This is a genomic window from Methylobacterium sp. 77 (genome assembly GCF_000372825.1).
Lineage (GTDB): Bacteria > Pseudomonadota > Alphaproteobacteria > Rhizobiales > Beijerinckiaceae > Methylobacterium.
The window spans coordinates 863,542-879,072 of sequence record NZ_KB910516.1 but is presented as its reverse complement, the minus strand read 5'-3'; the positions used below and the strand labels follow the sequence as shown (position 1 = coordinate 879,072).

Annotated in this window: 15 protein-coding genes; 2 read left to right on the top strand and 13 right to left on the bottom strand. The window is 66.7% G+C overall.

What is annotated here, in order from left to right; all coding sequences use genetic code 11:
- Positions 1-119: 119 nt before the first annotated feature.
- Positions 120-281, bottom strand: a complete 162-nt coding sequence (locus tag A3OK_RS24265) for a hypothetical protein (protein ID WP_019903659.1) — start codon at positions 279-281, stop codon at positions 120-122.
- Positions 282-669: 388 nt separating this feature from the next.
- Here A3OK_RS24265 and A3OK_RS0104085 point away from each other — a divergent pair, with 388 nt between their 5' ends.
- Entirely contained in the window at positions 670-1,668 is a 999-nt protein-coding gene (locus tag A3OK_RS0104085; protein ID WP_019903658.1) for a hypothetical protein, read from the top strand.
- A gap of 29 nt (positions 1,669-1,697) precedes the next feature.
- Here A3OK_RS0104085 and A3OK_RS0104080 read toward each other — a convergent pair whose 3' ends face one another.
- Entirely contained in the window at positions 1,698-2,045 is a 348-nt protein-coding gene (locus A3OK_RS0104080) for a hypothetical protein (protein ID WP_019903657.1), read from the bottom strand.
- Positions 2,046-2,246: 201 nt separating this feature from the next.
- Between A3OK_RS0104080 and A3OK_RS0104075 the strand changes: the two genes are divergently transcribed.
- Positions 2,247-5,075: an EAL domain-containing protein gene (locus A3OK_RS0104075; protein ID WP_019903656.1), complete on the top strand. Its 2,829-nt coding sequence runs from the start codon at positions 2,247-2,249 to the stop codon at positions 5,073-5,075.
- 109 nt (positions 5,076-5,184) lie between these two features.
- Here A3OK_RS0104075 and pufC read toward each other — a convergent pair whose 3' ends face one another.
- From pufC to A3OK_RS0104020, 11 genes are all read right to left on the bottom strand, one after another.
- Positions 5,185-6,291 (bottom strand): photosynthetic reaction center cytochrome PufC, encoded by a 1,107-nt coding sequence (pufC, locus tag A3OK_RS0104070; RefSeq protein ID WP_019903655.1) that lies wholly within the window; start codon positions 6,289-6,291, stop codon positions 5,185-5,187.
- Positions 6,288-7,265 (bottom strand): photosynthetic reaction center subunit M, encoded by a 978-nt coding sequence (gene pufM / locus A3OK_RS0104065; protein ID WP_019903654.1) that lies wholly within the window; start codon positions 7,263-7,265, stop codon positions 6,288-6,290. The genes pufC and pufM overlap by 4 nt, the downstream gene beginning before the upstream one ends.
- A 16-nt stretch (positions 7,266-7,281) precedes the next feature.
- Positions 7,282-8,106 (bottom strand): photosynthetic reaction center subunit L, encoded by an 825-nt coding sequence (gene pufL, locus A3OK_RS0104060; RefSeq protein ID WP_019903653.1) that lies wholly within the window; start codon positions 8,104-8,106, stop codon positions 7,282-7,284.
- Positions 8,107-8,290: 184 nt separating this feature from the next.
- Entirely contained in the window at positions 8,291-8,479 is a 189-nt protein-coding gene (gene pufA, locus A3OK_RS0104055) for a light-harvesting antenna LH1, alpha subunit (RefSeq protein ID WP_019903652.1), read from the bottom strand.
- 14 nt (positions 8,480-8,493) lie between these two features.
- Entirely contained in the window at positions 8,494-8,721 is a 228-nt protein-coding gene (pufB, locus tag A3OK_RS0104050) for a light-harvesting antenna LH1, beta subunit (RefSeq protein WP_019903651.1), read from the bottom strand.
- 209 nt (positions 8,722-8,930) lie between these two features.
- The gene (locus A3OK_RS0104045; protein WP_026596913.1) at positions 8,931-9,161 is read right to left on the bottom strand and encodes a hypothetical protein; all 231 of its coding nucleotides are present in this window, start codon (positions 9,159-9,161) and stop codon (positions 8,931-8,933) included.
- A 128-nt stretch (positions 9,162-9,289) separates the two neighbouring features.
- Positions 9,290-10,756, bottom strand: a complete 1,467-nt coding sequence (gene bchZ, locus A3OK_RS0104040; RefSeq protein WP_019903649.1) for a chlorophyllide a reductase subunit Z — start codon at positions 10,754-10,756, stop codon at positions 9,290-9,292.
- A complete protein-coding gene (bchY, locus tag A3OK_RS0104035) occupies positions 10,756-12,333 on the bottom strand; it encodes a chlorophyllide a reductase subunit Y (RefSeq protein ID WP_019903648.1) in 1,578 nt (525 codons plus the stop codon). The genes bchZ and bchY overlap by 1 nt, the downstream gene beginning before the upstream one ends.
- A 5-nt stretch (positions 12,334-12,338) precedes the next feature.
- Positions 12,339-13,325, bottom strand: a complete 987-nt coding sequence (locus tag A3OK_RS0104030; protein WP_019903647.1) for a chlorophyllide a reductase iron protein subunit X — start codon at positions 13,323-13,325, stop codon at positions 12,339-12,341.
- Positions 13,322-14,257, bottom strand: coding sequence for a chlorophyll synthesis pathway protein BchC (gene bchC / locus A3OK_RS0104025; protein ID WP_019903646.1), 936 nt, complete (start codon positions 14,255-14,257; stop codon positions 13,322-13,324). Before bchC ends, A3OK_RS0104030 begins: the two co-directional genes overlap by 4 nt.
- A 101-nt stretch (positions 14,258-14,358) precedes the next feature.
- Complete coding sequence (locus A3OK_RS0104020; protein WP_245259306.1) at positions 14,359-15,531, bottom strand: acetylserotonin O-methyltransferase; 1,173 nt, start codon at positions 15,529-15,531, stop codon at positions 14,359-14,361.

Here is a 15,531-nt window from a genome sequence, read left to right as displayed (position 1 = left end):
TCGCTTCCGAGCCGACGTTGAGCGTTACCGTCCGTTCAGCCTGATACCCCGAGCGCTCTCGGCCGAGATGAACCCCGATTGAGAGCCGTCGGCCTGATGGTGTCGGGTCGGATACGCCGCTAGCGAAACAGGGCCAAGCCGGCGCCGGCGAGGGAGAGGCCTACGATCAGCAGCGATCCGCCCCAGGTCTCGTAGGTCGCGGCACGCGTCGGCACCCGCACCGAGGCGTAAGACAATGTGCCGCCAGCGATCAGGCTCGACAAGCTGAGTGTCGCGATCATGCAAGAGCCCCTTTTCTCCGCGTGAAGCTTGGGCATAGACCCCGGATCGTTAGCGAACGCTAGTGTTCGCTGAAAGATCCTGCGGCCAGCCTCTACGAAAGGTTAGGGCGCTTGCTCAAGAACGACGCGTTCCTGCCACGTCATCCGCCTTGCCTGCCCTTTACGCCGCCGCTGCACCGTCTGTCGGCGCTGGGGCGAAGGCTCATCGTATCGGGATCGTCGAAGCCTCCGGGGCGTTAACCACTGCTTAATATTCGTTAACAAGTACCTTCCAAGGCCGGGAAAAACTAAGTAAAACAACTCTCGCTGCCGCCGGTCATCGGCGCTGCAGTTTTCGCCAAGGCCTCATCTCATGAGTCTTCGTTGTGGGTTGCCCGGTCCGGTTGCAGTGTCGGCGGCTTTGGTGCTGAGCGTGACGAGCGCCACCGCGGCGAGTGCCCACGTCAAGTGGTTCTGTGCCTTCGACGTCGCGGGCTCACCCGTCGGCTTGGCCGAAGTCCTGTGCGACAGCTTCGAGCAACTCGTCCTCGTTTCGCTTCTGGCGCTGTTCGTCGGTGCGCTGCTCGAGCGCACGATCGTCGGCGAGGCGATGGTGCGGTCTCTCGACCGGGTGACGGCATGGGCCAGGCAGAACACCGAGCTGATGTTCCGCGCGGTCTGCGGCGCCTTCTTCGTCTCGCTCTGGACGATGGGCGGCATCATCCTCACGCCCGAGCTGACCACCACCAGCACCGCCCTGCCCTGGTTCCAGCTCGCGATTGCCGTAGGCTTCCTGTGGCGCCAGACGATGCCGCTCTCGGCGCTCGGTATCGTGATCCTGTTCGGGATCGCCGTGGCGAATTACGGCGTCTTCCACCTCGCGGATTACCCGGTCTTCCTCGGCGTCGCCGCCTATCTCGCCCTCACCGGCCTGCGGCGGACCTTGTTCGGTATCCGCCCCCTCGACATCGTCCGTTACACCGCCGCGGTGACGTTGATGTGGGCCTCGGTGGAGAAATGGGCCTACCCGCAATGGTCGTTTCCGCTCTTCATCGAGCATCCGGCGATGACGCTCGGCTTCGACGGCGCGTATTTCATGAAGGCTGCCGGCGCCGTGGAATTCGCCCTCGCCTTCGCGCTGATCTGCACGCCCCTGGTCCGTCGCATGGCAGCCATCATGCTGGCGGCGACCTTCATCTCGGCGATCTTCGAGTTCGGTAAGGTCGACGCGATCGGCCATTCCCCGATCATCGTGGCGATGATCGCCATCGCCGCCGACGATGTGAAGGTTCCGCTGCGAGTGCGGCAGCTGGCGGCTCTCCCGGTGGGCTACGGTGCAGCGCTCGCCACCTTCATCGGGCTCTATTACGGCGCCCATTCCTTCCTGTCCGCGGCCGGCGCCCTCTGATCGGCGCCGTTCCGCGCGCAAGATCCTCGTCAGTTGTTCTCGACGCGGACCACGAGCTTCATCTTCGGATGAATGCCGCACAGGACGGCGAAGGTCCCTCCGATCGGAAAGACGATCTCGGCCTTGCCGCCGGGCTCCTGGTCGCCGGAATCGTATTGAAACGTCGGCGTGTCGACATAGGCGTGGTGCAGGAGGTCGCCGTCGTCGTTGACGATCTGGACGGTCTCCCCCTTCTTGACGACCAGCGCACCCGGCTGAAACGCCCTTCCCTTCTGCGAGACGCGATAGACCTGACCCGCCGTGGCATGGAGCGCGACGGCGGCCCCACCGACCGCGAAGAGCGCGAAGGTCAGGCTGAGTGAAGTGAGGCGTCGCATGCGACCTGCCGGTGAGATCCCGATGCTGCCCACCCTCGTGCGCTCCGGTGAATGAACCGTTAAGTCGGGCGATTCGCCGCGAGACGTGAAGCCGGCCTTAACTATTGTGGCTCAATAACTTGTGCCTCGGTGGCCGAGACACAGTGGATGAGAGCTTTCCATCGTTGGAAGACCACCGGGGCAGACGAGAGGAATTGGCCAATGCCGATCGCAGCGGCCGCATCGTTCGTCGGAACCATTCGCGGCCGTATTCTGATCGCTTTCCTCATCATGAGCGCCATTACCGGTGCGCTCGGATTGTCGGCGGCGTCCGGAATTCGCCGGGCCGATGAACTCGTGAGCCGGACCTTCGACCGGTCTCTCATGTCGATCAACTACGCTCGTGCCGCCGCGACCGATTTCGCCAGCATGCGCTCGGTCGATACCCGGCGGCGTATGAGCGTCGATCCCGTCGTGAAGGCGCAGCTCGAAGACAGACTCGAGACCCTTCGCCGCCTGTTCAGCGAGGATCTCGCCGTGGCCGTGGAGCGGGCTCAGTCGAGCCGCGCCACCACCGCCGCTGAGGCCGTGGAACGGGCCGTGAAAAATTGGGATGCCGCGCGGTCGGCCGTCGTCGGCCGCGAGACCAAGGAAGCCGATTGGGCGGATGTCGGACGGTATGCCGTGGAGGCGGAAGAGCATCTCGACCTCTTCATCAATCACACTGCCGGTGACGGTTTCATCTACCGGCAGCAGGCCAGGGCCGTGGTCGCCCGCGAAACCCAGATCAACCTTTTCGGCACGCTGCTTGCGCTGCTGATGTCGGCCTCGGTCGCCTTCCTCCTGGCACGCCGTATCATGCGGCCGGTGGCGGATGCGTCCATGGTCGCGTCGCGGATCGCCGCCGGTGACCTCAGCGTGACGATCCCGCCCGGAAGCGCGGACGAACTCGGCGCCCTCCTCACCTCCATGGGCGTCATGCGCGACAACATCCGCCGGGCGATGGAGCAGGAGGTCGCGCAGCGTCTCTCGGCCGAGGCCCATCTCGCCGACGCTCTCGACACCTCCCTCGAAGGCATCGTCGTGGTCGACGAGTCCGGGCGCATCGCGCTCATCAACGGGCAGGCCGAGGATTTCCTGGGGTTCGGTCACGCCGCCTCGCCACGGAACATCCAGGAAACATCGATCGCCCGCGTCGCCTTCGAAGGAAACGCGCTCGCCCGCACCCTCCTCTCCGCCGACGACGATTGGACGACGCCACGCGAAATGCAGCTCGCCGACGGGCGCTGGCTCCGGATCAGCCGGAGCCGGACCCGCACCGGCGGCTTCATCGCGGTCTGCAGCGACATCACCTTGCTCAAGGTCCAGGAGGCGCATCTCCAATCGACCAACCTTCGCCTCGACACGGCGCTCGACAACATGTCCCAGGGATTGTGCCTCTTCGATGCCGAGGGGCGTCTCACCGTCGTCAACAGGCGCTATTGTGAGTTGTTCGACCTCGATCCGGACGACCTGCCCCTCGGCAGCCCGTATCACGAGGTGGCGTCTCTGCATCTGTCATCGGCGAACGAGGGCATGGTCTTCGAGGTCGAGGGCCATGAGATCTCGGCCGCCGGTTCGGGATTCCGTCAACTGAGCAGCGGGCGTGTCGTGGCGATCACGCACAAGCCCGTGTCCGGCGGCGGCATGGTCGCCACCTATGAGGACGTGACCGAACGCCGTCAGGCCGACGCCCGCATCGCCTTCATGGCCCGCCACGACGTCCTGACCGGATTGCCCAACCGCGCCATGTTCGGCGAGCGGATCGCGGAGGCCCTGGCCCATCTCGGGCGCGGCAGCATGTTCGCCGTCCTCTGCCTCGATCTCGACCGTTTCAAGGAGGTCAACGATACCCTCGGTCATCCGGTCGGCGACGAGCTCCTCAAGGCGGTGGGCAATCGCCTGCGTGCCTGCCTGCGTGAGGTCGACACCGTGGCGCGGCTCGGCGGCGATGAATTCGCCATCATCCTCGCGGGCGTCACGCAGCCGGACGAGGCCACGATCCTGGCACGCCGCATCGTCGAGGTGGTGAGCAACCCCTACCAACTCGAGGGCCAGCGGGTAGCGGTCGGCGTCAGCATCGGCATCTGCCTCGCGCCGGGGGATGGCACGAGTTGCGAGAAGCTCCTCAAGAACGCCGACGTCGCGCTTTATCGCGCGAAGGCGGACGGCCGCGGCACGTGGCGGTTCTTCGAGGCGGAGATGGACATTCGGCTCCAGGCCCGCCGCGCCCTCGAACTCGACCTGCGCGAGGCCGTGACACAGGGCGCCTTCGAGCTGTTCTACCAGCCGATCTACGATTTCCGCGGGCGTCGGGTCGGCGGCTTCGAGGCGCTGATGCGGTGGCGCCATCCCGATCGCGGGCTCGTCTCCCCGGTGGAATTCATTACCGTCGCCGAGGAGATCGGCCTGATCGTGCCGCTCGGCGCCTGGGCTTTGCTGACCGCCTGCACCGAAGCCATGCGCTGGCCCGACGGGATCAGGGTCGCGGTCAACGTCTCGGTGGCCCAGTTCCGTGACGGCACCATCGTCCAGTCGGTCAAGGAGGCGCTGAGCCTGAGCCGGCTTCCGCCGACGCGCCTCGAACTCGAGATCACGGAATCGGTCCTGCTCAAGGACAATGCCGCGACGCTTGCTACCCTGCATGCGTTGCGTCGCCTCGGCGTCAGGATCGCCATGGACGATTTCGGCACGGGCTATTCCTCGTTGAGCTACCTGCGCAGCTTCCCCTTCGACAAGATCAAGATCGATCAGTCCTTCGTCCGCGACATCACCGCCGCCGACGAATCCGCGTTCATCGTCCGTGCCGTCATCGGCCTCGGCCTCAGCCTGCGCATGCGCACCACCGGCGAGGGTATCGAGACCGACGTGCAGTTCGAGCGTCTGCGCGAGGAGGGCTGCGACGAGGGCCAGGGCTACTTCATCGGCCGGCCCGAGCCCGCCGAGAGCATTCCGGCGGTGCTGGAACGCTGGTCCTCCCACCGAGCCCTGGTCAAGCAGGCCGTCGCCTGACGAAGCCCTCACGTATCCGCAGAAACGACGATGGGCTGGCTCTTTCGAGGCCAGCCCATCGTCGTTTCCACAGCATCGGGCCGGATGTCGTATCCGGCCCGTGTGTCTCTTATTGCGGCGTGGGTGCCGGAGCCGGGGCCGGGGCCGGAGCGGGCGTCACGGGTTCCGCCGCGCTCGCCGTCTCCGTGGACTTCGCCAGTTCCGGATAGGGCTCGATGACCTGCGCGCCGTTGAGCGGCTTGCTCTGGCCGTTGTGGCAGGTGGTGCAGTTCACCTTCGGCGCGTCGCCGAGCACGCCGAGCCGGGCGGTGGGGAAGGTCGAGGTCAGCGGCTCGAGATAGTTGCCGTTGATGTCCCGCACCATGCGGATGCCGTGCCAGGCGGTGGTGCGCTGGGGCGTGCTCTGCGACCAGTTCGAGATCGCCCTGGTGTTGTGGCAGAAGGTGCAGTTGACCCCCAGACCTTCCGACATGTGGATCATCAGGCCGTAGGTCTTCTCGGCATCCTGGATCGGCTTGCCCTTGGTGGTGGGCAGCGCCGTCGTGGCGTTCACCCGGATGGCGTTGTTGTCGATGTTCTTGTCGGCGAGGTACTCGGTCAGCGTGTCGTAGGGCAGCGAGCTCAGGCCCACCGAGGCCTTGGCCAGGTTCTGCCCGTTGTTCCGGGCGATGAAGCCTCCGGGCCGATTCGGGCCGGGATCGGTAAACCAGATATTGGCCGGCACCGGCTGGCCGCGGTGGCAGGTGAAGCAGGTGACGCCCGTCGTCCCGACGTGGTTGTCCTTCCAGCTGCTGTTGATGTGTTGCGTCATCTGCAGCATCCGCCGAGCGACCTTCTTCTGGTAGAGGCTGTCGTCGGCCATGTTCTCGGTGTTGTGACAGTAGGTGCAGCCCTGTTCCGGGCTGACCCACTCCGTCATCGAGGTCATCAGGCGGTTGAACTCGTTGACGCTGACGTTCTTGAGCACCTGGACGTTCTCGTAGGTCGCCCCCGCCAGTTCCTCGCCGGGCTCGGCCGGGTCGGCCGGTGTCGGAGCGAGATTGGCGTCTTTCGCGGCCGCGACCCCGGCGCGGGTATGGATCTGGTCCATCGCCGTGCCGCGGAAGCCGTTCTGGGTATTCTGGAGCGGCGGGCGGACCCAGCCCGCCGTGCCGAACATCGCGATGGTGAGGAAGAAGGCGATCGAGCCGCCGAGGATCGTGACGAACGTCTTCATGGGACCGCCCCCGGCATGCTCAAGGGATCGACGACCGGCGCGTAGACTTGCGGGTAGGAGGGGGCGACGCCGTGCTTGACCGCCCAGAGGTACCAATTGTCGACGACCGTGCCGGTGAGCAGGATGCCGATGCCGCCCGTCAGGGTGGTTAGCACCGCGAACCACCAGGCCCAGCGGTGGATCGATTCCATCGTGGCGTTGAAGCCCATGGTCCAGCGCCAGAACAGGGCGGCACGCTCCGTGGCGGTGCCGCGATCGACGATCTGGTCGATTTCACGCTCGCCGCCGAAGCGGCTCACCGCCAGGATGGTGGCGCCATGCATCGCGAAGAGCAGCGTCGATCCGTAGAGGAAGACGATCGAGAGCATGTGGAACGGGTTGTAGAAGAGATTGCCGTAGCGGAGCGAGAAGGCGGCGGTCCAGTCGAGGTGAGGGAAGATGCCGAAGGGCACCGCCTCGCTCCACGATCCCATCAGCACGGGACGGATGAAGCCGAGGACCAGGAAGAGCCAGATGGCGCTGGCAAAAGCCCAGGGCACGTGGGTTCCGAGGCCGAGCGCTCTGGCGCGGCGGTAGAGCCGCACCCACCACAGCAGGATAGAGGCGGTGAGGAAGAAGCCGGCGATCAGCCACCATCCACCTTCCTGGAGGGGCGGCAGGATCTTGAGGCCGTATTGCGGTCGTGGCGGCTCCAGGGCGAGCCAGGGCAGCTGGCGCACGAACTGGACCGGGTCCCAGTTCACCGAGGCCCACATGTTGAGGCCGACGATCTCGAAGGCGATCAGGAAGCACACGGCCGAGAGGGCGCCGAGATAGCCGATATAGATCGGACCGACCTGGGCATTGCCGAACAGACCGAACAGGTAGCTGTGGAACGGCTTGCCCCAGCGCCGGTCGACATCGACGGGAACGCCGAGTTCCGGAATGGTGGAGCGGACTTGGACCTGGGTGAAGATGTTCTGGTAGTAGGCCATGATCCTCGTGCCCCCTCTAGCGCCAGACCGGGAGATTGAGCCACCAGCCCCACCATTCCGGCCAGCCACGGGTCCAGAACGGGCCGCTGATGATGATGCAGACGGCGCTCCAGAAGCCCGCCGAGAGGGCGAGGAACAGGCCGAGCCGGTGGATGCCGAGCGTTCCGATCGAGTAGCCGATCGTGTCGCGGAAGAAGGTGTCCTCGTGCTCCGGCGTCTTCACCACCTCGCCCTTCCCCGGATTGGTGGCCGAGAGGATTAGCGAGCCATGGAGCGACAGTGCGAAGGTCGTCGTGAAGAAGAACGACACCGCGAGCATGTGCGCCGGATTGTAGTGGAAGTGCAGGTACTGGTAGCCGGTGTTCGAGACCCAATCGAGATGGCTGAGAATGCCGTAGGGGAAGCCGTGGCCCCAGGCTCCCATCAGGAACGGCCGGATCACCACCAGCGAGACATAGGCGAAGATCGCCACCGAGAAGGCGAAGGGCACATGGTAGCCGATGCCGAGCTTGCGGCAGATCTCGACCTCGCGCAGGGCCCAGGAGACGAAGGACCCCACCGCGCAGAAGGTGATGATCTGCCAGAGGCCCCCTTCCTTGAGCGGAGCGAGCGCCAGCCCGTACTTGATGTCAGGCGGCGCGATGTTGATCTGCCAGATGTTCCAGGTCGGACCGAGCGCTGCACCGTAGATGATCAGCGCGGTGCCGAGCACCGAAAAGAACAGCGTCGTGACGCCGAAGAACCCGACGTAGAACGGCCCGACCCAGAAGTCGAATAGGTCGCCGCCTAATAGCGTGCCGCCGCGGACGCGGTATTTTCGTTCGAAACTCAGCATCGCCATCGCGAATACCTCCCGGCTTCACAGTCACGGTCTCTGCGCGACTTTTGCGGTCACGAGTTTGCAGGATGCTTGATTCTTCGGGGGCGAACGGAATGCCGGCCTCGACCGGCATTCCGTTCGCGAAGGGTCGATGACCCCTCGCCCGGAGGGAGAGGAAGTCCGGCCCGCGCCCGATCTCCGCCGGTCAGGCGGGCATGGTCGGCGGCGTGATCGACAGCGCGTGCGCTGCTTTCTGCATCTTGGGACCTTCGAGCCAGTTGAACCGGTCGGTGCTGAGCAAGATGAAGTGAATCAGCAGCGCCAGAACGAACAGGAAGGTAAACAGCGCCACCAGCGTGCGGCGCGGATCGAAGAGAAGCCAGACCTTGTGCATGGTTGCGTTCCTCCTCAGGAAATCATCGAGACGAGGCCGTGCGCGGCGCTCGTGACGGTATCGAGGGCGGCGTAGCCCTTCGGGCCGGGCAGCCACGGGCGCCACATCCAGACGAGGATATGTGCGACCACGGCAATCGCCGTGAAGATGATGAAGCTGGTCAGGAAGATCGCGTGAAATTCCTTCGCTTCCGGCTCGGTCAGCCCGGACAGGCTGCTCGCTTTGTCGATCCCACTGGACATCGGTTGAACCTCCGCTTTGGTCGGGCCGCGCGCCGTCGTCGCGCGGCGGGTGAGGTCGCGATGGCCCGCAATGGCGCTCGCGACGGTCGTTCCCCCCTTTTCGGACGGGAGGTCGTTCGGGCCGCGGATGATGCTGCGGTCCGAGACGCGTCAGCCCGGGGACGATTGCGGCCCGGGAAAACTCGGCCGGAAAAAGCCGGCCGGGAAATTCAGCCCATGAAGACGAAAGGGATCGCCGACACGGCCATGGCCTTGGCCTCGCCGAACACCGAGCGTCGGGTGAGAAGACCGTGGCCGACCGGCGACCGCGCCGGGACGAGGCGCTGGAGCGCCGCCGCAGCGAGGAAGAACGGATAGGTCGCCACGAGGAGGAGACGGAACTGAAGCTCATGCCGCTGCAGGCGCGACATCGGACGCGACGGGACTCGGCGGGAGGACATGGTCGAAGACTGCATGGCGGAGATCTCCTGTCCGCAATCCGCGGCGTTCGGCCCCGTGAGGAAGCCGGTTCTCGGCGGAAACGGCGCCGCGCCGCTCCAGCCGGAAAGAGGGGTCGAGGTCGGGGCGATCACGCCGCCGCCCCCAGGGAAAGGCCCGCATGGGCGCGCTCGACCTCGGCCGAACCGACACGCTCCTGCCCGGCATTCCGCGCTCCGCGTTCGGCCGCGTCGCGGAGGCGCTTGGCCACCGAGATTCGCACCAGCACCGGATGGGTCTCGACGAGGTCGTCGAGGAGGGTGCGGGCGGCCTCGTCCCAGGGCAGCTCGCGATGGATTCTGGCCGGCGTCGCCTCGACCTGGTCCATGTCGCGAGCGAGCGGCAGGATGTGGAAGAGCATGTCGAACAGGGCGTTGCAGACTTCCTGGACCAGGTAGGTCGCGCCCGAGAAGCCCATGAACGGAGTGCCGGTGTGCCGCCGGATGATGGCGCCCGGGAACGAGGCGGGCACGAACACCGCCCGCGATCCGCATTCGGCCGCGTACATGCGCTCGTTGAACGAGCCGAACAGGACCAGCGGCGGATTGGCCTTGATGGCGGCCCGGATGGCGGCATTGTCGGTCTTGGCGCCGGGCTGGCGCGAGATCGCGAAGCTGCAGGGCAGGCCCATCTCGTCTTCGAGGAACCGCCTCACGCCGCGGGCATAGGTGTCCGAGGCGACGATGCCGAAGCTCGCGGTGCCGAAGAAATCCTGCGTCACCGAGCGCCACAGGTCCCAGACCGGTTTGATCGTGGTGTGCCGCTCGCGCTCGATGAACGGCTCGGGATCGAGGCCGAGGATCTCACCGAGCTTGCGCAGGAACTTCGTGGTGGCGTGCAGGCCGATCGGCGCCTGCAGATAGGGACGCTCGAGGGATTCGCAGAGCAGGCGGCCGAACTCGCGGTAGAGGCAGACATTGGCGTCAGCGTTGACGAGCTTGGGCACGTCGGCGAGATGCGAGCCGAGCGGAAAGGCGAGGTTCACCTCGGCGCCGATCCCCTCCACGAGACGGCGGATCTCGGCGAGGTCGGAGGGCATGTTGAAGGTGCCGTAGGCAGGGCCGATGATGTTGACGCGGGGCTTCTCGCCGTCCTTGCGTGCCGGACGGGCCGGGATGCCCTTCTTGGCGAATTTCCGGGCGCCGTATTCCTGCCAGAGCCACGACATGGCGCGGTCGGCGGTCTGCCACTGGTCCTCGTCGATGGTGCGCGGCAGGAAACGCTGGAGGTTAGTCCCCTCCGGAGTCACGCCGCCGCCGATCATCTCGGCGATCGACCCGGTGACGACGACGCTCGGCATCCCCGGATCGAGGGTGGAATGCGCCCGCTTCATCGCGGCTTCGGTGCCGTGGCGGCCGAGTTCCTCTTCCGCCAGCCCCGTGACGACGATGGGCAGTTCGTGCGGCGGCAGAGCGTCGGTGTAGTGCAGCACCGAGGTGACGGGCAGATTCTCGCAGCCGACGGGACCGTCGATGACGACCTGCAGCCCTTTGATGGCGGTGAAGACGTAGACGGCGCCCCAGTAGCCGCCGGCCCGGTCGTGATCGAGGACGAGCATCAGGCCATCTCCCCGATCGGATTGTGAGAGGGCTTCTCGCGCTTCGGGGACGCGACGTTCTGGCGGGCCTTCGGCACCTCTTCCCAGATGCCGGCGGCATGGCCTTCGCCGACGCCGTCGAAGAAGGCGCGCATGGCGTCGAAGCGATGCTGATTGCCGAGCGCCGCGTTGATCACCTTGGCGAGCGATCCGGCTCCGGCGACACCCATGAGCGGCCGGGCGGAGATCAGGTTGGTGAAGTAGAGGGCGGGGACCGCCATCTCCTTGGCCGCCTGGACGACCGGCGTCGTGCCGATGGCGAGATCCGGGCGGAACTCGCGCATGGCGGACAGGTCGTCCTCCAGGGAGGCGCGGTAGCGCACCGTGACGCCGCGTGCCTCGAGCCAGTCGCGATCGGCCTCGGAATAGGGGGTGCGCGGGCAGGCGGTGCCGACGTAGCGCAGATCCGCGCCGCTCTCGACCAGGAGCCGGCCCACCAGCAGTTCGGAACCCTCGTAGCCGGAGAGTGTGATCCTGCCCTTGATCGGCGTCGCCGAGAGGGCGCCCTTGATCATCGGAAGGAGCCGGTTCTTGGCGGCCTCGACCGTGGCGCGGGGAACCGCACAGTTCTCACCGATCCGGTCGAGCCAGTCGGCGGTGCCGTCGTGTCCGACGGGGGCGGAGCCGACGATGGGACGGCCCGCGAGTTCGAATTCGCGGATGGAGGCGGTGTAGAACGGGTGGATGGCAGCCACGGCCGCGCAATCCAATGCTGCGTAGAGCTCGCGCCATTCGCGGGTGGGCACGACGGGGCCGGCGCTGAGCCCGAGCGGCTCCAGCAGCGCGCCGATCACCACCGGGTCGGCGGGGAACATCTCGCCGAGGAGCGTCACGCTCGGTCGCTCTGAGCGGCCGGTGCGGGGCGCCTGGACCGGACCCTGTTCGGCCTCGGTGCGGGCGAATTTCAGCATGGCGCCGGCGAGCACGTCCTTGGCTTCGGCATGGGTCGGCACGCCGAAGCCGGGCACGTCGATGCCGATGATCCGGACCCCGTCGATCTCCTTCGGGAGGAGCCGCAGCGGCACGCCGGACGCGGTCGGAACGCAGAGGTTGATGACGACGACGGCGTCGTAATCGGCGGGCTTGGCCGTCTCGAACACGGCCTCGCGGATATCCTCGAACAGCTTGCCGGTAACCAGGGTCTCGGAGTTGAACGGTACGTAGCCGACGCTCCGTCTGGCGCCATAGAAATGCGAGGTGAAGGTGAGCCCGTAGACGCAGCAGGCGGAGCCGGAGAGGATCGTCGCGGTGCGGCGCATGCGCAGGCCGACGCGCAAGCTCCCGAAGGCCGGGCACATGCTCTGGGGCTGGTCGTGCGGACCCTGCGGATAGTCTTTTCGGAGCTGCTCCAGCGTCTCGGACATCCCTGCGGCTTCGGCGGCCGCCCGCATCGCGTCCTTGCCGGAATGGCAGCCGATTCCGTCGCCCTTGGTGGCGGCGAGGTTCACCGCCTCCGCAGGAAGGGGGGCGGGTGCCAGTGTCGAGGCCGGGCGCTCCTTACGGGCGCGAAGGTCGGCGATGTCGAGGGTGACGGCCATGCGCGTCAGACCTCGTCGTAGACGACTTCGAGGGACGGCTTCACGACCTGAGTCGTGCCGCACATATCCTCGAACGTGGCTGGGACCAGGGTGACGCCGCGACCGACCGCCTCGCCCTTGAACAGGCCGAGCAGACCGTCCTGGCTCAGGGGCGTCGGATGGTTGGCGGCCGCGTCGTGGACGTTCTGAGCCAGATCCGCGAAGAGCGAGCCCCACTGGCTCTCGGGGCGGCCGATGATCTCGTAATTCGCGCTCTTCTTGCGGATGTCGTCGTCGGCCGGGATCGAGGCCAGGACCGGGATGCCGACCGCTTCGGCGAAGGCCTGGGCCTCGCCGGTACCGTCGTCCTTGTTGATGACGAGGCCGCCGACGCCGACATTGCCGCCGAGCTTGCGGAAGTATTCGACCGCCGAGCAGACGTTGTTGGCGACGTAGAGCGATTGCAGGTCGTTCGAGCCGACGACGATGACTTTCTGGCACATGTCGCGGGCGATCGGCAGGCCGAAGCCGCCGCAGACCACGTCGCCGAGGAAATCGAGCAGGACGTAGTCGAAGCCCCATTCGTGGAAACCGAGCTTCTCCAGCAACTCGAAGCCGTGGATGATCCCACGTCCGCCGCAGCCGCGCCCGACCTCGGGGCCACCGAGCTCCATGGCGTAGACGCCGTCGCGCTTGAAGCAGACGTCGCCGATGGCGACCTGCTCGCCGGCGAGCTTCTTCTTCGTCGAGGTCTCGATGATGGTCGGGCAGGCGCGGCCGCCGAAGAGGAGCGAGGTGGTGTCGCTCTTGGGATCGCAACCGATGAGCAGGACCTTCTTGCCCTGCTGGGCCATCATGTAGCTGAGGTTGGCTAGCGTGAACGACTTGCCGATTCCGCCCTTGCCGTAGATCGCGATGATCTGCGTTTCCTTGGTGGCCGAGACCGGGGCGGGATCCGGCTCGATGGCGGCTTCGGCGCGCAGGAGTGCGGCTCCGTTCAGCTGCATGTTCATGAAGCGGCTCTCCAATCGAGGATCATCTTCAGGCATTCGGGTTCGCCGAACGCCGTGCGATAGGCCGAGGGCGCGTGCGCCGCCGGTTCGCGATGAGTGATCAGGCCGTCGAGGGAGAGACGGCCACCCTCGATGAGGGTGAGAACCGCGGCCAGATCGTCCGGCCGCCACTGAGCGGCGACACGGATGCGGGCTTCACGCAGGAAAGCCGGCGGGAAGGCGAATGAGAGGGGTGCCTCGTAGAAGCCGGCGAGAACGATCTCCCCGCCAGGCTTGAGCCGCCCGATCAGGGTGTCGAGGATCGCGGCGTCGCCACTGACATCGGTGATGGCGCCATAATCGCGGCGCTCGTCGGCTTCCGGATGCAGCACCTCGTAGCCGTGCGAGCCCTCGGCGCGGACGGCGTTCGTTTCCCACACCACCGGCTCGCCGCCGGCGATCCGCGTCAGTCGGGCGAGAAGCCGCCCGAGAACACCGTGGCCGACGATGAGCGAGCGGCCGGCGGCGTGCTGCGACAGCGCGTGATAGGCGGTCGCGGCGAGGGCGATCAGGATGCCGTGCTCGCCCAGATCCGCATCGATGGGGACGAGGCGGGAGCCTTCGCTGACGAGGCGGGAGGCCGCGCCTCCGAACAGCCCGCGGACCGTGCCGAAGCAGCGGGCGCCGGGGACGAAGACGCGCTGGCCGACGGCGAGGCCTGAGGCCGGGCCGGCCTCGACCACCTCGCCGACCGACTCGTAGCCGGGGACCAGGGGATAACCCATGCCGGGGAAGGTCGGCATCCGGCCCGACCAGAGCAGGCGCTCGGTGCCGGTGCTGATTCCGCTCCAGATGGTGTCCACCACGGCATCGGCCTCACCCGGAGCGTCGATGGCGAGCTCGGTGAGCGACAGATGTTCGGGCTTCTCGAGGAGGACGGCGAGAGCGTGCATCGGTGTCGACCCTCCCGTTTCCGTTGATCCCGATCTGACCGCGATCGTCTCGCCGCGGTCTAGATGTGTCATCCTAGATAGACACTTTTATTCGTCAAGCCTTACTTACGCTCATCCGTGTCAATTCGCTGGCACACCAGCAATCTCGTGAGGAGCGGGCGCCGCGTGGTGATCTCGCGGGTGTTCTGGAAGCCGGCCTCGGCGAGAAGCGCCGTCAGTTCGGCGGAGGTTCGGCAGCGACCGCTGCCCATCGCCAGCAGGTAGAAGCCGAAATACGCGTCCGCGATCGGCTCGGCGCCCGGCGTCCCCGCCATCGGCTCGGCGATCAGAAGGCTCCCGCCATCGGGCAGCGCGTCGTAGACGGCGCGCAGCAGGTGGCGAACGGTGTCGTCGTCGTGGTCGTGGACGACCCGAACGAGGGAGATGCCGTCGGCTCCCTTCGGTAAGGGGCCGGTGCGGAAATTGCCGCCCAGGGCTTCGGCACGGTCGGACAGGTTCTCGACCGCGAAACGCTCGGCGGCGCGTGCCGCCACGGCCTGCAGGTCGAACAGCCTGACGGCGAGACTGGGCGTGGCCTGCATGACCGCGCGAAGGAAGGCGCCCTCACCCCCTCCGACATCCATGAGAAGGCGGTGCCGGTGCATCGGATAGGCGTCGAGGATGTCTTCGGCGATGAGGGATTGGGACGAGGCCATGAGGGCCGAGTAATCCGCGACCGAATCGGCCCGGATCGCGCTGTCGTCGGCCCGACCCGCATAGGGCCAGTAGGTGGCGAGCCGGCTCGCACCGCCCTCCCCGCGCAGCAGAGCCACCGGGTCCCGCAGATCCTCGTAGAGGAGCGCGTGATGCTCGATCATCGCCGCGACGGAAGGATTGCCGATGAGCGCCGCGCCGAGATCGGCCAGGGCGAAGCGCTCGTCCGGCAGGCGCCGCAGCAGTCCGAGCGAGGTGGCGGCCTTGAGCAGGCGCAGTGCTCTCTCCGGCCTCAGGCATGTCCGCTCGGCCAATGTTTGGACGCTGAGCGGGCCGGGTTCGAGGATCGCGAAGAGGTCGAGTTTGATGCAGGCGAACAGGGTCTGCGAGTAGACGAACCCGGCGCAGAGATCGAACAGGGACCGCGTGTTCCGGCTCGCGATCCCACGGGTCAGAGGGAAGCCGGCGGCCCAGCGCTGGAAGCCCGGGCTGGCGATGGTACGGTTGCGGAAGGCCAGCCAGCGCTCGCGCCACGACGATGCGTGGAGTCTTTCCCCCCTCGTGGGGAAAGCAGGGCTCAC